This window comes from Saccharothrix isguenensis (genome assembly GCF_052936305.1).
In genome coordinates, this window is record NZ_CP193626.1 from 3595217 (window position 1) to 3621108 (window position 25892).

Below are 25892 nucleotides of genomic sequence, written 5' to 3' on the forward strand. Positions count from 1 at the left end.
CGCTCAGACCTCGGCGGCGGAGGAGAGCCGGGCCGCGACCAGGTCCTCCAGCCGCTCCGCGACCGTGCCGACCGTCGGGTCCGCGTACAGCGCCACCAGCGGCAGGTCCACGCCGAGGCGTTGCCGCACCCGCGCGGTGAACTGGGTGGCGGTCAGCGAGTGCCCGCCCAGGGCGAAGAAGTTGTCGTCCAGCCCGATCTGCTCCACGCCCAGCAGGTCGCCCCACAGCCCGGCGACGAACAACTCCGCCGCGCTGCGCGGAGAACGTGCCGCGGGCACGGCGGGCGCCACGGTCGGGATCTCGATCGCGCGCCGGTCGACCTTGCCGTTGCTGGTGAGGGGGAACGACTCCAGCACCACCAGCCGCCACGGCACCATGTGCTCGGGCAACCACTGCCGGACGTGCGCCAGCACCTCGTCCACGTCCGGGGGCCGCGCCGGGTCGGCGGGTGTGGCGAACGCGACGAGCCGCCGCGCCGTGCCCGTGCCGTGCACCAGCACCACGGCCTCCCGCACGTCCGGGTGGCCCTGCACGGTCGTCTCGATCTCGCCCAGCTCCACCCGCATGCCGCGGATCTTCACCTGGTGGTCGCTGCGGCCCACGAACCGCAACCGGCCGTCCGGGCCGCGGAACCCCTGGTCACCGGTCCGGTACAGGCGTTCGCCCGGACTCCACGGGTCGGGCACGAACGCGGCGGCGGTGCGCGCCGGGTCGTTGAGGTAGCCGCGGGCCAGGCCGGCGCCGCCGATGTAGAGGTCGCCGACCACCCCGATCGGCACCGGCTGGAGCTGCGCGTTGAGCACGTGCACGGTGTTGTTGTCGAACGGCAGGCCGAGGCTCACCGGTGCGGAGCCCACCTCGTCGTCGGGACCGCACGTGTGGCACGTCGAGTCGATCGACACCTCCGTCGCGCCCCACGTGTTGTGCAGCACGCCGGGAAACAGCCGGTGGAACCGGAACACCGTCGCCGGGTACAGGGCCTCGCCGCTGGACGTGGTGTTGCGCAACGTCGTCGGCGCGTCGTCGGGCTCCAGCTCCAGCTCGTCCAGCATCGCGATCAGCATGCTCGGCACGACCTGGAGGTACACCGAGCCGTAGTGGCGCAGCGCGTGCAGGATGGCCCGGGGGTCGCGGTGCGCGCCGGGTTCGAGCACGGCCACCCGGCCGCCCTCGGCGAGCGGCCAGAACAGCTCCAGCGCCGAGTCGTCGAACGTCATGGTCGTCTTGTGCAGCACGGTCTCGCCCGGCGCGAGCCGGTGCTTGCGCTGCATCCACACCATCCGGTTGACCCACCCGCGGTGCGTGCTCGCCACGCCCTTGGGCATACCGGTCGAGCCGGACGTGTAGTAGACCGACACCAGGTCGTCGGGGCGCGGGTCGGGTCCGCGCACGGCGGGCGCGGCACCGGGAGCGGCCGGGTCCACCGCGCGCACGCCGTCGGGCAGCGTCAGCGCCGGGTCGTGCTGGACGACGATGTCCGCGTCCGCGTCGGCCAGGATCTCCCGCACCCGCGCGGCCGGCGTGGACGTGTCCAGCGGCAGGTACGCCGCGCCGGACTTCAGCACACCCAGCAGGGCCACGACCAGCTCCGCCGAGCGGTCCACGCGCACACCCACCACCCGGTTCGGGCCCGCGCCCAGCGCGCGCAAGCGGAACGCCACCGCGTCGGCCCGCCGGTCCAGCTCCCGGTAGGTCAGCTCCTCGTCGCGGTACACCACGGCCGGCGCGTCCGGCTGCGCGGCGACGCGCTCTTCGACCATCCGGTGGAGCAGGAGGGGTTCCGGGACCGGCGCGCCGGTGGCGTTCCACGCGGCCACGGCGGCGACCTCCGCGTCCGCCCGCAACTCCAGCTCCGCCAACCGGGTTTCCGGCGCGGTGGCCACCCGGTGCGCCACCGCGCGGAAGCCCTCGGCCAGCCGGGCGGCGGTCGAGGCGTCGAACAGCGCTTCGGCGTAGGCGATGGTGCCCGACAGCGAGCCGTCCGGCGCGGGCGTGAGGTCGAACTCCAGGTCCGTCTGCACGTACCCGGTGGGCACGACCTCGCACCGGGACGGCAGCCCCGCGAACTCCGGCGCGGGTGGGGAGTCGTGGTGGTAGTTCACCACGACCTGGGCGAGCGGGCTGTGGCTGAGCGTTCCCTGGAGGTCCAGGCGGCGGACCACGTCGTCGAACGGCACGTCCTGGTTGCGGAACGCGCCGACGCACGACGCGCGCACTGCGTCCAGGTACTCGCCGACCGTCGCGTCGGGCCGGTAGCGGCTGCGCAGCACCACGAAGTTCACGAAGAACCCGACCGTGCGGTCCAGCGCCGGGTCGGTGCGGTGCGAAACCGGCACGCCGATCGGCACGTCGTTCTCACTCGTGTGGCCGTGCAACAGCAACCCCACGACGCCCAGCAGGACCATGTACGGCGTCATGCGGTGCTCGCGCGCGAGCGCGGTGAGCCCGGCGACGGTGGCCGCGTCCAGCTGGACGTCGAGCAACGCGCCTTCGAACCGCTGCTCGGTCGGCCGGGCCCGGCCGGTCGGCAGCTTCAGCAGCGCGGGCAGTCCGGCCAAAGCCTGCGTCCAGTAGTCCAGCTGCCGCGCGGCCAGCCCGTCCGCCAGCCGCGCCGCGGTGCGCTCGGCGTGCCCGGTGTAGGGCGGTGGCACGACGAGGTCGGGTTCGCCGCCCGCGACGATGCTGCCGTAGGCCGCGGCGATGTCCTCGGCGATGACCTGATTGGACCTGGCGTCGGTGATGATGTGGTGCAGGTTGACCAACAGCGCGCACTCGTCGTGTGCGGACCGGATCAACCTGATGTCGAAAACACCCGAACGGCTCAGGTCGAAAGTCGTGCGCGCCGCGCTGCGCAACGCTCCCGCGACGTCGTCGGTCTCCTGCACGGGCAAGGAGAACTCGACCTCGTCGGCGACGATCTGCACGGGTTCGTCGTTCCGCAGGGGGAACGCGGTGCGCAACGACTCGTGCGTCGCGACCACCGCCCGAACCGCGCGTTCGAGCGCCGCCACGTCCACGGCGCCGCCGAGGTGGTAGGCGTACGGACCGTTGTAGACCGGCAGGTCGGGGAAGAGGTGGTGCAGGACCCACAGCCTGCGTTGCTGCGGCGACAAGGGAAAAACCCGTTCGCGCATGCTGCCCCCAGCGGTTCGCGTAACGCGCGGCCGTCGCCGACAGTAGCGCACATCCCGGCGTGCCGGCAGGGCCGTCGTCCGCGCGGGAATCCGTTTGTGCCAACAGGGTTGACACGGTGCTGAACCGATGGAAGAACAGTAAGAGCGCGCCGTCACCGTGCCGGGTCCTCCCGGCGCGGAGGCAGTGGGGTGCCGTACCGGTAGCGCTGATGGGGGGCTGGGCAACTCGTGCACGGCGGAGAACCACACCACGACACCGGCGGCGAAGACGCCTTCCCCGCCTCCAAGACCCAAGCGCAGCTCCACTTCGTCCAGACCACCCTGGGTTCCGCGCCGACCTACCACGTGCCGGTGTTCCTGCGCGCGGACGGCCCGGTGGACGCGGTGGCGCTGCACCGCGCCGTGTCGTTGGTCGCGTCCCGGCACGAGGCCCTGCGCACGCGTTTCCGCGTGACACCGGAGGGTCTGCTCCAAGTCGTCGACCACGATTTCACCGTCGACTTCGCGACCGCGTCGGACGTGGACGACGTGCCGGCGTGGATGCGCGCGCAGGTCGCGCGACCGTTCGACCTCCACGCGGGACCGTTGTTCCGAGCGGCTTTCGCGGACCTCGGTGCTACCGGGTCGCTCCTGTCACTGTGCTTCCACCACGCCGTGTGCGACGGCTGGTCCGTGCGGGTGATCGTCGAGGAACTGGCGCAGGCGTACCGGGATCTCGTCGAGGGCGCGGATCCGAAACTGCCCGAGGTCGACTACCAGTTCGGCGACTACGCCGTCTGGCACAACGAGTGGCTGGAAGGGGTTTCCGCCGAGCGCCAGCTGCGTTACTGGGAAACGGCGTTGTCCGGTGAGCTTCCGGTGCTGGAGCTGCCCTCGGACGTGCCGGCGGGCGCCGCCGCGGAGAGGGCCGGCGGCACGCACGACTGGTCGCTCCCGCCTGCTGTCGTGCGGCGGTTGCGCGACCAGGCTCGGCAGGCGAGCGGTACGCCGTTCGCCGCGTACCTGGCCGCGTACCAACTGGTCCTGGGCGACCTCGCGGGCTCGTCGGACGTGCTCGTGGGCGTGCCCGCGCTCAACCGGACCCGCCCGGAGTTCCGCGACACCGTGGGGTGCTTCGTGAACATGGTCGTGGTGCGGGCGGACCTGGCGGCGCCCGGGACGTTCGCCGAGCTGGTCGCGCAGGTGCGGGCCACGGCGTTGCGCGCGCAGGACAACCAGGAGGTGCCGTTCGACCTCGTGGTGCGGCGGGTCAACCCGGTCCGGCTGCCCGGCGTGGAACCGCTCGTCCAGGCCGCTTTCACGCTGGGGGACACCGCGCTGGGCCGGGTGGATGCGGGTCCGGTGTCGTTCGCCCCCGCGGAGGTCGACTCGGCGACCGCGAAGTACCCGATCTCCTTGCAGTTCAACGATCTCGCCGAAAGCCCGGGCGTGGAGATGGAGTACCGCGCGGACCTGTTCTCGCCCGAGTGGGCGCGCGAGTTCGCGCGGCGGTACGTGCGCGTGCTCGAACTCGCCGCGCAGGACCCGGAACGGCCGCTCGCCGAGTTCTTCACCGGCGAGCGGCCCGCGGCGACGGTGGCGAGACCGGTGCGGCGGCGCGTGACCTCCTACGCGGAGCCGCGCGACGACGTGGAGCGGACGCTGGCGCGCGTGTGGGCGGAGGTGCTCGGCCGCGTGCGGATCGGCATCGACGACAACTTCTTCGAAGTGGGCGGCGACTCGATCCGGGTCGTGCAGATCGCCGCCCGCGCCGCCGATCGCGGCGTCGGGTTCGAGGTCCGGGACCTCTTGCGGCACCAGACCATCCGCGAGCTCTCCGCCGTCGTGACGCGGGTCGGCGACGAACCGGCACCCGTGTCGGAACCGTTCGCGCTCGTGTCCGAGGCCGACCGGGCGCTGCTGCCCGGGACGGCCGTGGACGCGTACCCGTTGGCCTCGCTGCAACTCGGGATGCTCTACCACAGCGAGACCAGCGCGGTGCACACGATGTACCACGACGTGCTGACCACGCACGTGCGCGTGCCGGCCTACTCCGAGGACGCGTGGCGGGCAGCCGTCCGGCGGCTGACCGAGCGCCACGAGGTGCTGCGGACCTCGTTCGAGCCGGGCCGGTTCAGCGAGCCGCTGCAGGTCGTGCACTCCGCCGTGGAGCCGCCCGTCACGTTCGAGGAAGCGCCGACCGAAGAGGTCGTGGCACATCGGATGCGGTTGGAGTCGGCGCGTCCGTTCGACCCGTCGGTCGCGCCGCTCGTCCGCTTCCACGTGCAGCGGCGGTCGGCCGACAGCGTGCAACTGTGGACGGTCCTGCACCACGCCGCCTTCGACGGCTGGAGCGAGCGCCTGCTGTTCACCGAGCTGCTCGCGATGTACCTGGAGGAGCTGGGCCGGCCGGCCACCATCGCCCCGCCGCCCCGCGCCCGCTACCGCTCGTTCGTGGCGCTGGAACGCGCCGCGGCCCGTGACCCGGAGCAGCTGGCGTTCTGGCGGGACCGGCTCGCCGGGCACGTGGTGACGCGCGTGCCCGCGGGCCCGGACACCGGCGTGCCCGACATGGCGGTGCTGGGGCACGAGCTGCCGGGCGGCCTGTCCGCCGGCCTCGCCGACTTCGCGGCCCGGCAACGGGTGCCGTTGCGGGTCGTGCTGCTGGCCCTGCACGTGCGCGTGCTCGGGTTGATCGGCGGCGAGGACGACGTGCTGACCGGAGTCGTCTACAACGGCCGGGTGCCGGAGCCGGACGGCGACCGGGTCGCGGGCCTGTTCCTGAACACGCTGCCGTTCCGGGTGCCGCTGGGCGACGAGTCGTGGGCGGACCTGGTCGCGGCGGTGATGGCCGAGGACGTGGAGATCCAGCCCCGGCAACGGGTTCCGCTCAGCAGCGTGCAGCGGGAGGCCGGCGGGCGGACGCTGTTCGACGTCTTCTTCAACTACACGCACTTCCACAACGAGTCGGCCATCCCGGCCGGGTTCGAGGTGCTCGGCGAGGACGGGTCGACGCCGACGAACTTCCTGCTGGGCGCGGAATTCCAGTCCGACGCCTCCTCCGGCGTGGTGAGCCTGACCCTGCGCTACGACGCCGCCCGCGTGCCGACCGCCGACGTGCGGCGGTTCCACGACTACTACCTGGCCGCCGCACGGGCGCTGCTGGCCGATCCGGACGCGCGGCACGCGGACGCCGACCTGTTGTCCGACGCCGAGAAGGTCGAGCTGGCGCGGTGGAACGACACCGCGCGCGAGTACCCGGGGCCGTTCGTGCTGCACCACCTGGTGGAGCAGCAGGTGCGCCGCACGCCGGACGCGCCGGCCGTCGTGGCGGAGGGCGTGGCCCTGACGTTCGTGGAGCTGGACGAGGCCGCGAACCACCTGGCGATCAAGCTCGCCTCTGCGGGCGCGCGGCCCGGCGACCGGGTGGCGGTGTGCCTGGAGCGGAGGGCCGGCCTCGTCGTGGCACTGCTGGCGGTGCTCAAGGCAGGCTGCGCGTACGTGCCGCTCGATCCGGAGGACCCGCCCGCGCGGCTCGCCGACCAGCTCGCGGACGTCGGGGCAGCGCTGGTGCTGGCCGACGTGGACCTGCCCGGCGGGACAGCGGTGCCGGCGGACGCGGAGATGGCCGCCCACCGCGCGGCGTCGGCGCCCGCCGTCGACGTCACGCCCGACGCCGCGGCGTACGTGATCTTCACGTCCGGGTCGACCGGCAGGCCCAAGGGCGTGGTGGTGGGGCACCGGGCGATCGTCAACCGGCTGCGCTGGACGCAGGACGAGTTCCGGCTGACCGCCGACGACCGGGTGCTCCAGAAGACGCCCGCGACTTTCGACGTGTCGGTCTGGGAGTTCTTCTGGCCCCTGATCACCGGCGCGCGGCTGGTCGTGGCCCGCCCCGGTGGGCACCGCGACCCGGACTACCTGGTCGACGTGATCGGCGCGGAGGCGGTCACCGTGCTGCACTTCGTGCCGTCGATGCTGCGGGCGTTCGTCGACGCGGACGGTCCGCGCCGCTGTCCGTCGCTGCGGCTGGTGATCAGCAGCGGCGAGGCGCTGCCCCGCGCGCTGCACCGGGACTTCGCGGCGGGGTCGGGCGCGGAGCTGGCCAACCTGTACGGGCCGACGGAAGCGGCGGTGGACGTCACCTGGTGGCGGTGCCGCGCCGACGAGGACGACGGCCGGGTGCCCATCGGCCACCCCATCGCGAACATGCGCGCGCACGTCCTGGACCGCCGGCGGCGTCGCGTCCCGGTCGGGGTGCCCGGCGAGCTGCACCTGGGTGGTGTGGGCCTGGCGCACGGCTACCACGCGCGGCCGGAGCTGACCGCCGAGCGGTTCCCCGTCCACACCTGGCCGGATGGCTCCGTCGAACGCCTCTACCGGACCGGTGACCTCGTGCGGCGACGCCCGGACGGCGCCCTGGTGTACCTGGGCCGCGAGGACGGTCAGGTCAAGGTCCGCGGTGTGCGGGTGGAGACCGGCGAGGTCGAGGCGGTCCTCGCCGGAGCCGTGGCATCGGGGTCCGTGGCCGTGGTGCACAGCGGCGACCGCCTCGTCGCCTACTGCGTGGCCCACGCCGACGAGGTGGCCGCGCTGCGCCGGCACGCCGCCGACCACCTGCCTCGGCACATGGTCCCCAGCACGTGGGTGACCGTGCCGGAGTTGCCCTCGACCCCTAGCGGCAAGCTCGACCGCCGCAGGCTGCCCGAGCCGGGCGCCGCCGTCCCGGCCCCCGCGAGCCCGCCGGAAACCCCCACCGAGCGCGCCGTCGCGGCGAGGTGGGCCGAGGTGCTCGACCTGCCGGAAGTCGGCGCGGACGTGCCGTTCACCGATGTGGGCGGGCACTCGCTGGCCGCGCTGCGGCTCGTCGCCGGCCTGCGCCACGACTTCGGCGCCGCGGTCACCGTCGCCGACCTGCTGGGCCACGACACCGTGCGCGCCCTCGCGGCCTTCCTGGACGCCGGGCGCGCAACCCGGGCGGACAGGGCGACCGTGGTCCGACTGCGCCGGACCGGTGACGAGCCGGGGGTGTGGCTGTTCCACCCGGTCGGCGGCAGCGTGTTCTGCTACCGCGAACTGGCCGGTCTGCTGCCGCAGGGGCGTCCGCTGCGCGCCATCGCGAGCGCGGGCCTGGAGACCGGTCACGTGCCGCACCCCACCGTCGCCGAGCAGGCCGCGCACTACCTGTCGTACCTGGACCCCGACGAGCCCGCCCACCTGTTCGGCTGGTCGTTCGGCGCGGTCCTCGCGCACGAGGTGGCGTGCCTGCTGCACGCGCGCGGCAAGCGGGACATCACGCTCACCATGCTGGACGCCGCGTTCCCGGACCAGGTGGGCCCGATCGAGCCGGACGGCGCGGTGGACCTGCTGGTCGGCGAGGTGCTGGGCATGTCCGGCGCGGGGGACGACGGGGGCGGCACGCCCGACGAACGCCTCACCCGGCTGGCCGCGCTGCCCGGCACCGGCCTCGACCTGGCGCAACTGCGCGCCCGCGTCCAGGTCCTGCGGGCCAACCTCGCCGCGCACCGCGGCCACCGGCCGAAGCGCTACCCCGGCGTCGCGCACTACCTGGAAGGCCGGGACGGGCGCGCGGTCGGCAGTGCGGAGGCGTGGCGCGGCGTCGTGGACGACCTGCGGGTGCACGACCTGGCGGGCGGTCACCACGAGGTGCTGACCGAGCCGGACGTGCACCGGGTCGCCGCCGTGCTCCAGGCTGTCGTCACCGGCGGAGCGGACGTGGTGGAGCCATGATCGCGCCGACCCGCGAGTCGACAGCGGGCCGCCGACGGTGGTCCGGCGTGGCGCGGGGCCTCGCAGCGCGGGGCGGAGTGGCGGACGCCTTCGCGGGCTTCGACCCACCCGGCCGCCGGTCCCGCTGCCGACCGGCCCCCACCAGGAGCGCCGTCCGAACGCCCGCACCGAGGGAGGCGCACCAGTGACCGACGCCCGCAAGTGGTTGTTCCGCGAGCCGGCCGACGACGCGCCCGCCCGCCTGTTCTGCTTCCCCTACTCCGGCACGGGCGCGTCGATGTACCGGGAGTGGCCGCGTCGCATCGGACCCGTGGAAGTCCTCCCCGTGCAGGTGCCCGGGAGGGAGAGCCGGCTGCGGGAGCCGCACCCCGGCACGTACGAGCGGATGGCGCGGGACGCGGCGGTCGGGTTGCTGCCGTACCTGGACCGGCCCGCCGGGTTCTTCGGGCACTGCGGCGGGGCGCTCTCGGCGTTCGCCACCGCGTTGGAGCTGGAACGCGTCCACGACCGGGCGATCACCGCCCTGTTCCTGTCCTCGCAGGTCGCGGCGCACGAGAAGCCGTTCGGCCGCTGGCTGTGGCTGCACCGCGAGGAGCTGGACGGCGAGCTGGACGGCCTCATCCGGCGGCTCGGCGGGCAGCTCAGCCCCGACTTCAAGGAGATGGCGCTCGACGTGCTGGAGGAGGACCTGGCCACGCAGCGCCGCTACCGGCTCGACGCGCCGGAGAAGCTGAGGTGCGCCGTGTACGGCATCGGGTGGGCCGGTGACGTCGAGATCCGACCCGACCGGATGGGCGGGTGGGACGTGTACACCGACGCGCACCACCCGGTGCTGCTCGACGGCGACCACTACACGTTCCTGGACGCGCCCGAGCCGCTGCGGGACGTCATCTCGACCGCGCTGGACCCGCACCCGGTCGTGCGCCGGGCCCGGCGGACGGGCTAGGACGTGCGGGCGGTGTTGACGAGGGCGGGCGCGTGCCGCGGCGGACCGGTGGCGGTCGGGCGCGCGTTCGGCACGTTCGGCGAGCTGTTGCAGGGAGCGCTGCCGGACGACGGGCCGGAGTTCCTGGTGACCTTCCCGATCGAGGCGTGGAGCACCGCCGTCGTGTGCCTGTGCGACGCCCACGACCGGCTGACCGTGTCGCCGCCGCACAAGACGAAGGCGCTGGCCGTGATGCGCCGAGTGATGGCCGCCGCCGGCCGCGCGGTCGGCGCGCACCTGGAACTGAGCAGCGACCTGCCGGAGGGCAAGGGCATGGCCAGCTCGTCCGCCGACCTCGTGGCGACCGCGCGGGCCGTGGCGGCGGGGCTGGAGCTGGTGCAGACACCGGCGCACATCGAGGCCGCGTTGCGCGGCGTGGAACCGTCCGACGGGGTCATGTACCCGGACGTCGTGGCGTTCTACCACCGCGAGGTCCGGCTCCGGCAACGTCTCGGCCCCCTGCCACCGGCGGTCGTCATCGCCCACGACCGGGGCGGCCAGGTGGACACGGTGTCGTTCAACAACCGCCCGCACGTCTTCCCGCCCGAGGACCGCATCGAGTACGCCCGGCTGCTGACCCGCCTGGTCGACGCCGTCCGCGCGGGCGACCTGCCGGAGGTGGGCCGCGTCGCGACCCGCAGCGCCGAACTCGCCCTGCGCGGCGATCCGACGTTGCGCCTGCGCACGCTCCGCGAGGCGTGCCGCCGCGTGGACGGCCTGGGTCTGGTGCTCGCGCACAGCGGCACGCTGCTCGGCGTCCTGCTCCCGGCGGACGAGGCGGAGCTGGAGGCCAAGACCGAAGCCGTGCGGGCCGTCGTCGGTGGTCTGGTGTCGATGCACCGGTCGTTGTCCGAGTCGTGGTCGGAGAGCGCGCCATGACGGTCGTCCGGTGCGAGTGCGGAGGTGGCGCGTGGTGAACCCGTGGGTGCTCGCGGCGGGGACGCGCGCGCGGCCGGCGCTGCGGCTGTTCTGCCTGCCGGCGGCGGGCAGCGGTGCGTCGATGTACCGGGAGTGGGGGCGTCGCCTGCCGTCCGACGTCGAGGTGCTGCCCGTGCAGCTGCCGGGCCGGGAGAGCAGGCTCTTCGAACCGCCCGCCGAGGACTACGCGGCGAGCGTGGCCGCGCTCGCGGACGGCCTCGCGCCGCTGCTGGACCTGCCTTACGTCCTCTTCGGACACAGCATGGGCGCGCTGCTCGCGTTCGGCCTCGCCGACCGGTGCCGCGAGCACGGCCTCCGCCTGCCCGAACGGCTCATCGTCAGCGGAATGCCCGCGCCGCACCGCTACGACCGCGTGCGGGAGCGGTTGTCCGCGGAGTCGGACGAGGACGGGCTCATCGCCTCGCTCGTCCAGCGCGGTGGCACGGCCGGGGCGGCGTTGGCCAACCGGGAGTTGTTGGAACTCGTGCTGCCCACCCTGCGCGCGGACTACCGGGTGTGCGCGAGCCTGCCCGAGTCGACCGGCGAGCCGTTCGACTTCCCGATCAGCGTGCTCTCCGGCGAGGAGGACGACATCACGGCCGACGCGCTGGACGAGTGGAAGTGCTGGAGCACCGGCGGGGTCTCGGTGCGGATGTTCCCCGGTGGCCACTTCTTCCTGACCGGCGAGTCCGAAGCCGCCGTGCTCGACGCGATCACCACCGACCTCGGAGACGTCCATGGCTGACCGCCTGGCCAGGGAGCTGCTCGACGACGTGTTCGTGCGCGCCGCGCGCAACGAGGTCGCGGACCGGGTGGGGGCCTACCCGCGCACGGGCCGGCTGCCCGCGTCGCACGCCCAACGGCGCCTGTGCTTCCTGGAAGCCCTCAACGGCCACAACGCGATCTACAACGTGCCGTTCTTCCTGCGCCTGGCCGGGCAGCTGGACGTCGAGGCGCTGTGGGGCGCGCTGGACGACCTGGTCGCCCGGCACGAGTCGCTGCGCACTACCTTGGCCGTGCACGAGGACGACGTGTCCCAGGTCGTGGGGCCCGCCGCGCCGCTCGGGCGTGACGAGCGCGACGTGGCGGGAGAGGACGCCGCGAGAGCCCTGCTGGCGCGGGCCGCGCGGGAGCCGTTCGACCTGCACCGCGGCGAGCCCCTGCTGCGGACGATGCTCGTGCGGGCGGCCGAGGACGTGCACCTGCTGCTGGTGAACCTGCACCACGCGGTCACCGACGGCTGGTCGGAGGGCCTGCTGTTCGCCGAACTCGGCGCCTGCTACACCGCACGCGTCACCGGCACGCCCGCAGACCTGCCGCCGCTGCCCGTGCAGTACCCGGACTACGCGGCGTGGGAGGCGGAACCGGAGACCTCCCGCCTGTACGCCCGGCAGCTGGCGCACTGGCGCGACCGACTCGCCCACCTGCCCGCGCGCACCGACATCCCGACCGACCACGTGCGGCCCGAACTGCTCAGCGGCACGGGCGGCAGCGTGCCGGTGACCGTGCCCCCCGGGTTGCGCGGGCGGGACGCGTCGCTGTTCGAACTCGCCACCACGGCGCTGGCCGCGCTCATCCACCGGCACAACGGCGAGGACCGGGTGGTCGTGGGCGCGCCCGTGGCGAACCGGCCGCGCCCGGAGTGGGAACCGGTCGTCGGGTACTTCGCGAACACCCTGTCGGTGTTGGTCGACGTGCGGGGCGGTCCGACGCTCGGTGAGCTGCTGGCGCGCGTGCGAGAGGCCACCGCGGACGCGTTGTCGCACCAGAACGTGCCGTTCGACCGCGTGGTGGACGCGCTCGGCGTGCCTCGCCACCCCGGGATGAACCCGGTGTTCCAGGTGATGTGCAGCGTGAACCGGGTGACCAGGGCGCCGCGGCTGCCGGGTCTCGACACCAGCCTGGTCGAGGCGAGCAACGACACGGCGAAGTTCGACCTCGAACTGGCCGTGGTCTACGACGGCGACGCCGTCGGCATGGCGTTCGACTACGCCGACGACCTGTTCGACCGCGCCACGATCGAGGGTTTCACCGCCGACTACCGCGCCCTGCTCGACGCCCTGCTCGACGCGCCGGACACCCCGGTCGCCGACGTGCCGCTGATCGCCCGGGTGCACACCGGGCGTGGTGGCGACGACCTGCCTTCGACGGTCGGCGACGAGGAGTCGGCCACCTGCCAAGGCGGTTCCGCCGGCGACGACCGGCCGTTGACGTTCACCGAGGAGAAGCTCGCCGCCGTCTGGGCCGAGGTGCTCGGGCGCACGGGTGTCGGGCGGGACTGGGACTTCTTCGCCGTGGGCGGTGACTCGCTGCTGGCGACCAAGGTCGTGGCCCGGGCGCGGCGGGCGTGGCCGGTGAAGCCGAGCGTGCGGCACATGCTCAAGCACCGCACGCTGGGCGAGCTGGCCGCGTTCATCGACGACGAGACCGCCCGAGCACCGCAGTCCGGGACCGCGGCGCAGGCGGAGCGCCCGCTGCCGCCGGAGCCGGCGGCGGACGCGTTGTCCCTGGCCCAGCGCGGGATGTGGATCGTCAACCAGCTCGACGGCCACGGCGGCTACTACCACATGCCGCTGGCGGTGCGGCTGCGCGGCGCGCTGGACGCGGGCGCCCTGCGCGCGGCCGTGTCGGACGTGGTGCGCCGCCACGAACCCCTGCGCACGCTGTTCCCCGACGACCGGGGCCGGCCACGCCAGGTGGTGCTGCCCGCGGACGGGGTGCACGTCGACCTGCCCGTCACCGACACGGCCGACATCACCTCGGCGCTGCTCGCCGAGACCGCTCGGCCGTTCGACCTGCGTGCCGCGATCCCGTTGCGCGCCAGGCTGTTCCAGGTCGCCGCCGAGGATCACGTGCTGCTGCTCGTGGTGCACCACATCGCGTGCGACGGCCTGTCGTGGGCGCCGCTGTGCCGGGACCTGGAGCACGCCTACGCGTCCCGCCTCGCCGGCCGCGTGCCGGACTGGCCACCGCTGCCCGCCCGGTTCGCCGACTTCACCCGGCGGCAGGCCGCGCTGCTCGACGCGCGGGACGACCCGACCAGCCCGGTGGGGCGCGGCCTCGCGTACTGGAAGGACCGGCTCGCCGGTCTGCCGGACCAGACACCGCTGCCGCGCGACCACACCCGCCCGGCCGTGTCCGCGCACCGCGCGTGGCGGACCCCGGTCGACCTGGGGCCACGGGCGGCCGAGCGGATCGCCGAACTGGCCGGGCACACCGGCACCAGCGCGTTCATGGTGGTGCAGGCGGCTCTGGCGGCGGTGCTGAGCCGGCTGGGGGCGGGGCGCGACGTGCCGCTGGGCACGGTGGCCGCCGGACGCGTCGACCCGGAGTTCGACGACCTGGTGGGCTGCTTCATCAACACGGTCGTGCTGCGCGTCGACGCGTCCGGCGACCCGTCGTTCCGGGAGCTGCTGCGCCGGGCGCGCGACACGACGTTGGACGCGCACCAGCACGGCGACCTGCCGTTCGACCTGCTCGTGCAGGAGCTGAACCCGCCGCGCGTGGCCGGGTGCAACCCGTTCTTCCAGGTCATGGTGACGCTGAACAGCGGCGTCGAGCCGTCGCCGGACCTGGCGGGGCTGGACTGCGCGTGGGTGGAGGTGCCCACGGCGTCGCTGCCGTTCGACCTCTCCCTGGACCTGACCGAGGAACACGACCGGGGCGTCGTGACGGGCCACCTCACGGCCGACGCGCAGTTGTTCGACCGCGCCACGGTCGCGTCGCTGGCCGACCGGTTCACCCGCTTGCTGGACGCCGTGCTGCACGACCCGGACGTGCGCTTGAGCCAGGTGGACGTGCTGACGCCCGCGGAACGCCTGCTAGTGCTGGACGAGTGGGCCCGCCGCCCGGACGCGACGCCGCCGGCGACGCTGGCGCAGCTGTTCGAGGCGGCCGTGCGGGAGGTGCCGGACGCCGTGGCCGTGGAGGTCGACGGGGCCGGGCTCACGTACGCCGAGCTGGACGCCCGCGCCTCCGCGCTGGCCGGCGTGCTGGCGGCCAGGGGCGTGCGCCGGGAGGACACCGTGGCGTTCGCCCTGCCGCGTGGGCTGGACCTGGTGATCGCGGTGCTGGCGATCGGCAAGGCGGGCGCGGTGTTCCTCCCGTTGGACCCGGCGCTGCCCGCCGAGCGCAGCGCGTTCCTCCTGGCCGATGCGGAGCCCGTCCTGCTGCTGTCCACGAAGGACCTGCCGTGGCCGGTCGACGTGCCGGTCCTTCCCGTGGACGAACCGCTCCCGTCCGCTACGGCGCCGTTGCCCGAACCGGAACCGACATCGGCGGCGTACGTCATCTACACCTCGGGCTCGACCGGCCGCCCCAAGGGCGTCGTCGTCACGCACACCGGCCTGGCCGCGCTCGCCGGACACCTGCGCGAGGTGCTCGACGCCGGTCCGGGGAGCCGGGTGTTGCAGTTCACGTCGACCACGTTCGACGTGTTCGTGGCCGAACTGCTGCTGTGGACGGCGTCGCGCGGCACGCTCGTCGTCGCCCCGCCGCACCACGTGGCGGGCGGCGAACTCGCGGCGCTGCTGGCCGAGGCGGCGGTGACGCACGCGATGCTCACGCCGACCGCGCTGTCCGCGCTGCCCGAACGCGACCTGCCCGACCTCGTGGGCCTCGTCGTGGCGGGGGAGGTGTTCCCGGTGGAGCTGGCCCGGCGGTGGGCGAAGGACCGGCGGGTCGTGAACGGCTACGGTCCGACCGAGGCGACGGTCCTCGCCACCACGGCGGTCGTCACGCCCGACGCGCCGCCCACGATCGGCCGGCCCGTGCCGGGCATGACGTGCCACGTCCTGGACGACGCGCTCACCCCCGTGCCGCCGGGCGTGCCGGGCGAGCTGTACCTGGCCGGCGGCGCGCTGGCCCGCAGTTACCTGGCCCGTGCCGCGCTGACCGCCGAGCGCTTCCTGCCCGGTCCCGGCGGCACCCTCAGGTACCGCACGGGCGACGTGGTCCGCTGGACGGCGGACGGCGAGCTGGACTACCTGGGCCGCGTGGACGACCAGGTCAAGATCCGCGGCGTCCGCATCGAGCCGGGCGAGGTCGAAGCCGTGCTGCGGACCCACCCGGCGGTGGCCGACGCCGTGGTCACCGTGGGCAGGCAGGGTCGCGCCGATGCGCACCTGATCGCCCACGTGCGTCCCGTCGACCGCGCAGACGCCACCGCGAGCGGCTCGGCGGGCGACGTGACCGCCCACGCCGCCCGCGTGCTGCCGCGCCACCTGGTGCCGACCGCCGTGGTGGTGCTGGCGGAGTTCCCGATCCTGCCGAGCGGCAAGGTCGACAAGGCCGCGCTGCCCGCACCACCGGACGCGACGGCGGAGCACGTGCCGCCGTCCACTCCCGTCGAGCACGTCGTCGCCGAGGTCTGGCGCTCGCTGTTCGACGGGCGGGACGTGGGGGTGCACGACAACTTCTTCGCGCTGGGCGGGCATTCGCTGGCCGCCGTGCAGGTGCTCGGCGCGATCCGGGAGGCGCTCGGCGTCTCGCTGCCGCTGTCGAAGTGCTTCGAGCACCCGACGATCGCCGAACTCGCCGCCCACATCGACGCCGACCCGATGGTCGCCGACCCTTCGCACGCCGAGCCGCCGGTGGTCCGGCGACGCACCCGATAGGAGTCCCGTGATGGACGAAGACCAGCGCCGGTACCACGTCGTGGTCAACGACGAGGAGCAGTACAGCATCTGGGACGCCGCCCGACCCCTGCCCTCGGGCTGGACCGCCGTCGGCGACCCCGCGCCCAAGGCGGAGTGCCTGGAGACGATCGAACGGCTCTGGACCGACCTGCGCCCGAAGTCCGTCCGCGAGGCGCAGGCCCGCCACGCCTCCGCCTGACAGCACCGAGTACGTGCTCGAACACACTGCGTAGCGCTTTGAGAGGATGTCGCGCATGACGCTCAACGGACTGTGGCGCAATGCCGACTTCCGCCGGCTGTGGGCCGGGCAGACGCTGTCGGACGTCGGCACGAACATGGTCGCGGTGGTGATCCCGCTGCTGGCCGCCGCGGACCTCGGGGCCAGCGCGTTCGAGATCGGCGTGATCTCCGCGGTGGAGTTCCTGCCGTACATCCTGATCAGCCTGTTCGTCGGCGCGTGGCTGGACCGGTCGGCCAAGCGCCCCATCATCGTGCTCGCCGACGTGGTCCGCGCGGGCGCCCTGCTGGCCATCCCGATCATGTGGTGGACGGACGCGCTCACGGTGCCGCTGCTGGTGGTCATCGTGTTCGTCGTCGGCATGTGCAGCGTGGTGTCCGACATCGGCGGCGCGGCGATCCTGCCCGGCCTGGTCAAGCGCGAGGAGCTGATCGAGGGCAACAGCAAGCTGGAGATCAGCGCCTCGGTGTCCAACATCGGCGGCATGACCGTCGGCGGCATCGTGATCCAGGTGCTGAGCGCCCCGGTCGTGGCGTTGGCCGGCGTGGTGACGTCGCTGCTGGCCGCGTTCTCCACGTTCCGCATCGCCAAGCGCGACGAGCCACCCGCTGTCGGGGAGCAGCCGATCCTCAAGGAGATGTCCGGAGGCCTGCGGTTCGTCTTCGGCAACGTCAGCGTCCGCACGCTCGCCGCCACCAGCTTCCTGATCAACTTCTTCGCGTTCGTCATCGAGCCGGTGTTCCTGCTGTTCATCACCCGCACGCTGGCCCTGCCCCCGGCCCTGATCGGCGTGATCATGGCGATGACCGGCGTCGGGTCGCTGGTCGGCGCGCTGGTGGCCGAGCGCGCGTCCCGGATGATGCCGCTGGGCCGGCTGCTCGTGGTCGTGTCCGCCGCGATCGGCCTCAACGCGCTGCTCGTGCCGCTGGCCGTGTTCACGTCCAAGCCGCTGGCCGTGGCGCTGATGCTGTTCACGCAGTTCACCTACGCCGTGCTGGTGATCGTCGCCAACGTCAACGTCCGCAGCTACCGCACCGCCGTCACGCCGGACGACCTCCAAGGCCGGATGAACGCGGCCGTGCGGATGCTCGTGATGTCCGGCGCGCCGATCGGCGCGGTCCTCGGCGGCACGCTCGGCTCGCTGTTCGGCACGGCGTGGGCGCTGACCGCGGGCGCCGCGGGTCTGCTGCTGGTCCCGCTGGTCATCGCGCTCTCGCCGGTGGCGCGGGTGCGCAGCGTCAGCGACGCGGAGGCCGCCGTGTAGCGCGGAGTGGGCGGGGGTGCGGCCACGCAGCCGCGAAGACCGGTTGTCACGCGACGGAGGGATGGCCTGGCCCATGACCGAGACACCGCAGCGCAAAGCCGCCGTCGACCGGGTCTTCGCCGCCGCGGCGGCGCCCGGGTCGACCCCGACCCACCACCGCAGCCACCGCGACGGCAGCCCGGTGCCGGCGTCGCAGGCACAGAAGCGCCTGTGGTTCCTGGAAGTCCTCAACGGCCCGAACGCCACGTACAACGTGCCGTTCCTGCTGCGCATCGACGGCCCGCTGGACGTGTCCGCGCTGTGGGCGGCGCTGGACGACCTCGTGACGCGGCACGAGAGCCTGCGCACCGCCCTCGTCGGCGACGACCACGACGACGTGCACCAGGTCGTCGCGTCGCCCGAGCCCTTGCCGCGGAACACGCTCGACCTGCGCCGCGTCGTCACGACGCGCGGTCTGCCGGAGGCCGTGGGCCTGCTCACGGCGGAAGCCGGGGAACCCGTGCGACTGGATCGCGACCGGCTGTTCCGCGCCACGCTCGCCCGCACCGGCGAGTCGCGGCACCACCTGTCCGTCGTGCTGCACCACGCGATCACCGACGGTTGGTCCGAGGGCTTGCTGTTCCGCGAGCTGGAGGTCTGCTACAACGCCCGCGTCCGGGGCGTCGAACCCGACCTGCCGCCGCTGCCCGTGCAGTACGCGGACTACTCGCTGTGGGAGTCCGGACCGGAGGCCACCGCCCTCTACGAGAGGCAGCTCGACCACTGGCGGGACCGGCTTGCGGGCGTGCCCGACGACCCCGGCCTGCCGACCGACCACCCGCGGCCGGTGCTGCTCAGCGGCGCGGGCGGCACCGTGCACGTGGACGTGCCGCCCGACCTGCGCGACCGCCTCGCCCGCCTGGGGGAGGGGCACGAGGTGTCGTTGTTCACGTGCGCGGTGACCGTGTTGGCCGCTCTGATGCACCGGCACGCGCGCACGGACGACGTGGTGATCGGTGTGCCCGTCGCCAACCGGCCGCTGCCCGAGTGGGAGGAGGTCGTCGGCTACTTCGCCAATTCGCTCGCGCTGCGCGTGGACGTGTCCGGCGACCCGACGTGGTCCGAGCTGCTGACCCGGGTTCGCGCGGCGTCCGTGGCAGCGCTGGGCAACCAGAACGTGCCGTTCGACCGGGTGGTGGACGCGCTCGGGGTGCCCCGCGACCCGAGTCGCAACCCGGTGTTCCAGGTGATGTGCAGCGTCAACGCCGTCACCGCCCCGCCCGCCTTCACGGGCTTGGACGTGCGATTGACCGAGACCCGCAACGAGACCGCGAAGTTCGACCTGGAGCTGGCCGTCGCGTTCGAACCCGACCGGGTGTCGATCGCCTTCGACTACGCCTCCGACCTGTTCGACGAGGTCACGATCACCGCGTTCGCCCGCGACTACCGGGCGCTGCTCGCCGCGTTGCTGGAACGCCCGCGCACCCCGGTGAGCGCGGTGACGATGACCGCGCGTGCGCACGCCGGGCACACCACCGGCCCCGACGCGCGAGCAGGGACCGCCACCGGGACCGGCCCCCACGAGCCGCCCCGCACGGCCACCGAGATCGCCTTGGCCGAGATCTGGTCCGACGTGCTCCACGGCGTGACCGTGGGCAGGGACACGCACTTCTTCCGGTCCAAGGGCGACTCGCTGCTCGCCACGAAGGTCATCGCGCGGGTCCGCCGCCGGTGGTCGGTGCGGCTGACCGTCCGGCACATGCTCCAGCACCCGCTGCTCTCGGAACTCGCCGCTGCCATCGACGCCGGGAAGGCCGAGCCCGGCGGTGCGCGCGCCGTGCCGGCCCTCCCTCCCGCGCGCCCCGAGCGGGTGCCGCTGACGCCGCAGCAGCGCGGCATGTGGCTCGCCAACCAGCTCACCGGCCTCAACCTGTACTTCCACATGCCATTGGCCGTGCGGGTCACCGGCCCGCTCGACCTGGACGCCCTCGCCGACGCCGTGGCCGACCTCGGGGCGCGCCACGAGGTCCTGCGCAGCGCGTTCCCCCTCGACGGCGGGCAACCGCACCAGGTCACGCCGCCAGGCCCGCCCGCGCGGCCCGACCCGCGCCCGGAGGACGTGACCGAGGACGCCCTGCCCGACGCGCTGTGGGACGCGTTCACCGAGCCGTTCGACCTGACCGCCGGGCCACCGCTGCGGGCCCGGTTCTTCCGCGTGGCGCCGGACACCCACGTGCTGATGGTCGTCGTGCACCACATCGCGTGCGACGGGCTGTCGTGGGAGCCGCTGTGCCGGGACCTCGAAACCGCCTACGCCGCACGTGCCGCCGGCCGCGCCCCGGAGTGGAAGCCCTCGGCGTGGCAGTTCGCCGACTACGCGCTCTGGCGGCAACGCACCCTCGGCGACCCGGATGACCCGTCCAGCGGTCTCGCCGAAGGGCTCGCCTACTGGCGTGCCGCGCTGGCCGGGCTGCCCGAGGAGATCGACCTGCCCTTCGACCGGTCACGACCCGCCGCGCCGACCGCCAGGGCCGTCACCGTGCCACTGGAGCTGGGCGCAGACCTGTACCAGGCGGTCGTGGACGTGGCCGTGACGCACCGGTCCAGCGTCTACATGGTGTTGCAGGCGGCCACCGCCGTGCTGCTCACCCGGATGGGCGCGGGCACCGACATCCCGGTCGGCAGCCCGGCGGCGGGCCGCGCCGATCCCGCGTTCGACGACCTGGTCGGCTGCTTCGTCGACATGGTGGTGCTGCGCACCGACACCTCGGGCGACCCGACGTTCACCGACCTGCTCGACCGGGTGCGGGAGTCCGACGTCGCGGCGTACGGGCACCAGCACATCCCGTTCGACCGGGTGGTGGACGCGGTGGGCGCGACCCGTCGCCCCGGCCGCAACCCGCTGTTCCAGGTGTTGGTGTCGCTGAACAACCGGCCCGACCCGTGGCCGCGCCTGGCCGGGACCGTGACCGAGTCGATCGACGTGGACGAGCCGGTGACGCCGTTCGACCTGGCCGCGGACTTCACCGAGGACCGAGACCGGGGCGTCCTGACCGGCACGCTGACCGCCGCCGCCGACCTCTTCGACGCGGCGACGGTCGTGTCGCTGGCCGACCGGCTGGTGCGCGTGCTGACCGCCGTGGTGACCCACCCCGACCGGCCGATCGGCGCCGTCGACGTGCTGACGGCCGACGAGCGGGCGCAGCTGCTGGGGCAGTGGGCCGGGCCGCCGTCCGCCGAACCGCGCGTGACGCTCGCGGGCATGGTGGCCAACGCCGCCGCCCGGACCCCCGACGCCGTCGCCCTCGCGGCGGGCGGGGAGAGCATGACCTACGCCGAGCTCGACGCCCGTGCCACCGCGTTGGCCGTGCGGCTGCGCGCCGAGGGCGTGGAGGTCGGCGGCACGGTCGCGTTCATGCTGCCCCGCGGGTTCGACCTCTACGTCACGGTCGTGGCCATCGCCAAGGCGGGCGCGGGGCTGCTGCCGCTGGACCCGAGGTTCCCGCCCGACCGGATCGCCTACGTCCTGGCGGACGCGTCGGCCGACCTGGTGCTCACCCGCTCCGACACCGACGCCACCGTGCCGACCGGTGGCCCGGCGCGGCTGGTGCTCGACCGGCTCGACCTGCCGCCCGCCGACGGCCGAGACCTGCCCGACGTGGACCCGGCGCTGCCCGCCTACATCCTCTACACGTCCGGGTCCACGGGCATGCCCAAGGGCGTCGTCGTGCCGCACACCGGGCTGTCGGCGCTCGGCGAGCACAACCGGCGGCTGTCGCGCATCCGCCCCGGCAGCCGCGTCCTCCAGCAGGCCACGCCCACGTTCGACCTGTTCGTGGAGGAGGTGGTCGACGCCTTCCACGCCGGCGCCACGCTCGTCATCGCGCCGCCGAAGGTGCTCGCCGGCCGTGAGCTGTTCGACGTGCTGGTGGAGGAGCGGATCAGCCACGTCACGCTCATCCCGACGGTCGCGGCCACCTTGCCGGCCGGTGAGCTGCCGGACCTCCGGGTGCTGATGTTCGGCGGCGAGGTGCTGCCCGGCCCGCTGGTGGACCGCTGGGCCGTGGACCGGGTCGTGACGAACTCCTACGGCCCCACCGAGGCCACGGTCACCGCCACCACGACCGACCCGCTCGCGCCCGGCACGACACCCACCATCGGCAAGGCCATCCTGGGCAGCCGCGTGTACGTCCTCGACGGCGACGGCGGCCTCGTGCCGCCAGGTGTGGCGGGGGAGGTGCACATCGCGGGTGTCGGCCTCGCCCACGGCTACCTCAACCGGCACGCCCTGACCGCCGAGGCGTTCGTGCCGTGCCCGTTCGGCGAGCCCGGCGAGCGCATGTACCGCACGGGCGACCTGGCGCGGTGGACCGCGGCGGGCGAGCTGGACTTCCTCGGCCGGGCCGACGACCAGGTCAAGATCCGCGGCATCCGGATGGAGCTGGGCGAGATCGAGTCCGTGCTCCGATCCCACCCGGACGTGGCGCTGGCCGTGGTGACCGCGCACCCCAACGGGCGGCTGATCGGCTACGTGCGGCCGGCCGGTCGCAGCCGGCCCGACCCGGTGGCGGTGCGCGAGCACGTGGCGTCGCGCGTGCCGCAGTACATGGTGCCGTCGGTGGTGGTCGTCGTGGACGAGTTCCCGATGCTCGCCTCCGGCAAGGTGGACCGGGCGGCGCTGCCGGTGCCCGCGGACCTCGGCACGGGCGACCACGTGCCACCGGAGACGCCCACCGAGCACGCGCTGGTCGGCATCTGGTCCGCGCTGTTCCCGTCGGCGCGCCTGGGTGTCGGCGACGACTTCTTCGCGCTGGGCGGACATTCGCTCACGGCGGTGCAGATGCTCGCGGAGATCCGCTCGGACCTCGGTGTCGCCGTGCCGCTGTCCCAGTGCTTCGCCAACCCCACGATCCGCGAGCTCGCGCTCGTCGTGGACTCCCGCCGTGCCGCCGCGGTCGAGGAGGAACCGCCGATCGTGCGTCGTCGACGTCCCTGAAGGCGCGAAGATCGTTGGGGGAAAAGGAGGAACGAGTGACATCCGAGCCGCTGCTCACTACTATCGGAATGGGGGCCGGCAGTCCTGTCCTCATAGGACAGTGAGCGTGACTGCCGCGAACTTCGTCATCGCCACACCACTTCCGTTGCGCCGGGCTGTCGATCCCGCCTCGGTGGGGCGGAGCTGTGCTCGATCCGGCCGATCACCGAGAAAGGCAGAGACGGCGACATGGGAATCCAGAACATCGACGGCACGCTGGCCGAACACTTCTCCGCCAACTTCGACGACCAGCTCGTCCAGGACATCGGGGACAAGTTCCACCTCAACGGCTTCCACAACTTCGGTCCGGCGACGCGCTTGTTCCCCGACGACGTCATCGATGCCGTGCGGGCGGAGGTCGACCGGCTGATCGCCGAGCACAAGGAGCGCCGGGACCTCACCCTGGCCACGACCGGTGGCACGCCGCGCAAGATGAGCGTGGTCAAGAGCGAGGAGATCGACCGCAGCGAGCTGATCGGCGCCATCGCCCGGTCGAGCGTGCTGCTGGAGTTCATCGGCAGGATCGCGCGCGAGGAGGTCTTCCCGGAGGTGTCGGAGGACGAGCGCTACCTGATCACGCACCAGGAGTTCAAGTCCGACACCCACGGCTGGCACTGGGGCGACTACAGCTACGCCCTCATCTGGGCGCTGCGCATGCCGCCGCTGTCGGCGGGCGGCATGCTCCAGGCCGTGCCGCACACCCACTGGGACAAGAAGAACCCCCGGATCAACGAGGTGCTGTGCGAGCGGAAGATCGACACGCACGGCCTGGTCTCCGGTGACGTCTACCTGCTGCGCACCGACACGACGCTGCACCGCACGGTGCCGTTGAGCGAGGACGGCGCGGTGCGCACCATCCTGAACATGACGTGGGCCGGCGCGCGGGACCTGAAGAAGGAGCTGGTCGGCGACGACCGCTGGTGGGAGAACCCGGAGGCGAAGGCGGCGCGGGCGGCGGAGAGCCCTTGACCGGTCGTTCACTGGTTCGGGTGACCTGATGCGCCCGAACCAGTGAACGAAGCGCCCTCGTCGTTCAGTCGAGCTTGACGCCGAGCTTCCGCACGAACGCCTCCACGTTGTGCATCATGCGGAACACCTGCTCGTCCAGCGTCATCGTCTCCTCCATCCGCGCGCCCAGAACGGGGGTCCGCTTGCCGCGGAGGTAGAGCGAGCACGCGAGGTCGGTGCAGATGTAGATGCCGGCCGACGTGCCCTGCCTGCCCTCGGGGCCGGCTTTGCGCGCGGTCATCAGCGCCACGCCCGATCCGCCGTGGTTGGTGTAGCACAACGAGCACATGCTGCGCCGCAGGAACGCCTGCCGCCTGCTGGTCCACCGCATGGTGAGCCCGACCAGCCGGTCGGACAGCGGCACCACCAGGTAGCTCCGGTCGACGGCGCCGGGGTCGCGCCAGCCCAGGAAGTCCAGTAGGGGCCAGGGTTGCGCCTCGAGGTCGCGGGGGACGTTGACCCTCTTGGCCTCGCCCTGGCTGCAGTTGACGAATGACGCGCGGATCTCGGACTCGGTGATCGCCTCCATGATGACCGAATAGTACGGGTCGGCGCGTTCCACGCACGCGATCGCCGCGGTGGTTCGCATTGCGCCGCAAGGAAGAGCACGTGCCCGCCGCACCTGATCCGATTGGACCAACGGCACATGGCCAGCGCGCAACTCGTTCAGCTCCTCGTCGGCATCGCCGTGATCGTCTCCCTCGGCCAGGTCCTCGGCTCGGTCGCCCGGCGCGTCGGCCAGCCGCCGGTGATGGCCGAGATCGTGGTCGGCCTGCTGCTCGGGCCGACCGTGCTGAACGGAGCGCTCGCCGGCGCGCTGTTCCCGATGACCGTGCGGCCGATGCTGGACGCGTTGGCGAACGTGGGCCTCGCCTTGTTCATCTTCGGCATGGGCGCGGAGTTCGCCGGAGAGGGGCTGCGGGGGCGGGGGCGTGCGGTGGGGGTGACGTCGGCGGCGTCGATGCTGGTCCCGTTCGTGCTCGGGGCCGGGCTCGCGGTGCTGGTGATGCCGCTGCACCCCGAGGTCGCGGGCATCGGGTTCGTGCTGTTCCTCGGCACCGCGATGTCGGCGACCGCCTTCCCGGTGCTGGCGCGCATCCTGCGCGACACCGGCCGTGACGGGACGCCCGTCGCGCGGTTGGCGCTGGCCGCGGCGGGTCTGGGTGACGCGGTGACCTGGGTGGTGCTGGCGGTCCTGGCCGTCCTGTTCGGCGGCGGGGGACCGGCGCCGTGGCGGCTGGCCGTGGTGGTGCCGTTCGTGCTGGTGCTGTTCCTGGTGGTGCGGCCGGTGCTGCGCAAGGTCCTCGGCGTCGACGCGCACCCGAGGCTGCGGGCGGCGGTGGTGTTCAGCGGGCTGTTCGCGTCGGCCGCGCTCACCGAGTGGGCGGGCCTGCACATGATCTTCGGCGCGTTCCTGTTCGGCATGGTCATGCCCGGCGGGGCCGCGGGGTCCGGCCGGGACCTCACGGCGGGTGTGAACCAGGTGGGCACGGCGCTGCTGCTGCCGATCTACTTCGTGCTGGCCGGCACGCGGGTCGACCTGTCCGCCGTGGACGTCGTGGGCTTCGGCGAGCTGATGGCGGTGCTCGCCGTCGCCGTGGTCGGCAAGACGGGTGCGGTGTTCGCGGCCGGTCGGGTGACCGGGTTGAGCCGCCACGACGCGGCGGGTCTGGCGGTGCTGATGAACACCAGGGGGCTCACCGAGATCGTCATCCTCACCACGGGTCTGCAACTCGGGCTGATCGACCAGCGCCTCTACTCGCTGATGGTCGTGATGGCGATCCTGACCACGTTGATGACCGCGCCGTTGTTGACGCTGCTGGACCGCAGGCGCGCGGCCGTCGTGCCGCACGCGTTCGACGCCGACTGACGCGTCCGGCTACGGGGTTCCGCAGCCCGCCGTCCCGCCGGAAGTGCTACGTCTGTCCACAAAGGATGGTGCGAAGTGCTTGTGGGACGGGCTG

At 73.4% G+C, this 25892-nt stretch carries 12 protein-coding genes; 10 read left to right on the top strand and 2 right to left on the bottom strand.

All coding sequences use genetic code 11. From position 1 onward, the window contains the following. Positions 1 to 3: 3 nt before the first annotated feature. Entirely contained in the window at positions 4 to 3135 is a 3132-nt protein-coding gene (locus tag ACRAKI_RS16625) for a non-ribosomal peptide synthetase (RefSeq protein WP_447007998.1), read from the bottom strand. 228 nt (positions 3136 to 3363) lie between these two features. On the opposite strand from ACRAKI_RS16625, the gene ACRAKI_RS16630 reads away from it, so the two are divergent. From ACRAKI_RS16630 to ACRAKI_RS16670, 9 genes are all read left to right on the top strand, one after another. Further along, positions 3364 to 8865: an amino acid adenylation domain-containing protein gene (locus tag ACRAKI_RS16630; protein ID WP_447007999.1), complete on the top strand. Its 5502-nt coding sequence runs from the start codon at positions 3364 to 3366 to the stop codon at positions 8863 to 8865. Between the two features lie 184 nt (positions 8866 to 9049). Then, the gene (locus tag ACRAKI_RS16635) at positions 9050 to 9811 is read left to right on the top strand and encodes a thioesterase II family protein (protein WP_447008000.1); all 762 of its coding nucleotides are present in this window, start codon (positions 9050 to 9052) and stop codon (positions 9809 to 9811) included. Positions 9812 to 9823: 12 nt separating this feature from the next. Beyond that, positions 9824 to 10729 (top strand): GHMP family kinase ATP-binding protein, encoded by a 906-nt coding sequence (locus tag ACRAKI_RS16640; RefSeq protein ID WP_447008001.1) that lies wholly within the window; start codon positions 9824 to 9826, stop codon positions 10727 to 10729. A 31-nt stretch (positions 10730 to 10760) separates the two neighbouring features. Beyond that, on the top strand, positions 10761 to 11513 hold the full coding sequence (locus tag ACRAKI_RS16645) for a thioesterase II family protein (RefSeq protein WP_447008002.1): 753 nt from the start codon (positions 10761 to 10763) through the stop codon (positions 11511 to 11513). Beyond that, positions 11506 to 16383, top strand: a complete 4878-nt coding sequence (locus ACRAKI_RS16650) for an amino acid adenylation domain-containing protein (RefSeq protein ID WP_447008003.1) — start codon at positions 11506 to 11508, stop codon at positions 16381 to 16383. Before ACRAKI_RS16645 ends, ACRAKI_RS16650 begins: the two co-directional genes overlap by 8 nt. Positions 16384 to 16393: 10 nt before the next feature. Continuing rightward, the gene (locus tag ACRAKI_RS16655) at positions 16394 to 16603 is read left to right on the top strand and encodes an MbtH family protein (protein ID WP_447008004.1); all 210 of its coding nucleotides are present in this window, start codon (positions 16394 to 16396) and stop codon (positions 16601 to 16603) included. Positions 16604 to 16658: 55 nt separating this feature from the next. Then, positions 16659 to 17906, top strand: a complete 1248-nt coding sequence (locus ACRAKI_RS16660; protein WP_447008005.1) for an MFS transporter — start codon at positions 16659 to 16661, stop codon at positions 17904 to 17906. 73 nt (positions 17907 to 17979) lie between these two features. Next, positions 17980 to 22881 carry an amino acid adenylation domain-containing protein gene (locus ACRAKI_RS16665; protein ID WP_447008006.1) on the top strand — a complete coding sequence of 1634 codons (4902 nt, stop codon included), beginning with the start codon at positions 17980 to 17982 and terminating at the stop codon, positions 22879 to 22881. A 228-nt stretch (positions 22882 to 23109) separates the two neighbouring features. Further along, the gene (locus tag ACRAKI_RS16670) at positions 23110 to 23889 is read left to right on the top strand and encodes a HalD/BesD family halogenase (RefSeq protein ID WP_447008007.1); all 780 of its coding nucleotides are present in this window, start codon (positions 23110 to 23112) and stop codon (positions 23887 to 23889) included. Positions 23890 to 23953: 64 nt separating this feature from the next. On the opposite strand, the gene ACRAKI_RS16675 is transcribed toward ACRAKI_RS16670, so the two are convergent. Continuing rightward, positions 23954 to 24517, bottom strand: coding sequence for an FBP domain-containing protein (locus ACRAKI_RS16675; protein ID WP_447008008.1), 564 nt, complete (start codon positions 24515 to 24517; stop codon positions 23954 to 23956). Between the two features lie 57 nt (positions 24518 to 24574). Here ACRAKI_RS16675 and ACRAKI_RS16680 point away from each other — a divergent pair, with 57 nt between their 5' ends. Beyond that, the gene (locus tag ACRAKI_RS16680) at positions 24575 to 25798 is read left to right on the top strand and encodes a cation:proton antiporter (RefSeq protein WP_447008009.1); all 1224 of its coding nucleotides are present in this window, start codon (positions 24575 to 24577) and stop codon (positions 25796 to 25798) included. The last annotated feature ends 94 nt before the right edge of the window (positions 25799 to 25892 follow it).

Coding starts and splice junctions, on each gene's coding strand:
- ACRAKI_RS16670 (WP_447008007.1), top strand. CDS start 23,110: ATGGGAATCCAGAACATCGACGGCACGCTGGCCGAACACTTCTCCGCC.
- ACRAKI_RS16660 (WP_447008005.1), top strand. CDS start 16,659: ATGACGCTCAACGGACTGTGGCGCAATGCCGACTTCCGCCGGCTGTGG.
- ACRAKI_RS16665 (WP_447008006.1), top strand. CDS start 17,980: ATGACCGAGACACCGCAGCGCAAAGCCGCCGTCGACCGGGTCTTCGCC.
- ACRAKI_RS16625 (WP_447007998.1), bottom strand. CDS start 3,135: ATGCGCGAACGGGTTTTTCCCTTGTCGCCGCAGCAACGCAGGCTGTGG.
- ACRAKI_RS16680 (WP_447008009.1), top strand. CDS start 24,575: ATGGCCAGCGCGCAACTCGTTCAGCTCCTCGTCGGCATCGCCGTGATC.
- ACRAKI_RS16650 (WP_447008003.1), top strand. CDS start 11,506: ATGGCTGACCGCCTGGCCAGGGAGCTGCTCGACGACGTGTTCGTGCGC.
- ACRAKI_RS16675 (WP_447008008.1), bottom strand. CDS start 24,517: ATGCGAACCACCGCGGCGATCGCGTGCGTGGAACGCGCCGACCCGTAC.
- ACRAKI_RS16655 (WP_447008004.1), top strand. CDS start 16,394: ATGGACGAAGACCAGCGCCGGTACCACGTCGTGGTCAACGACGAGGAG.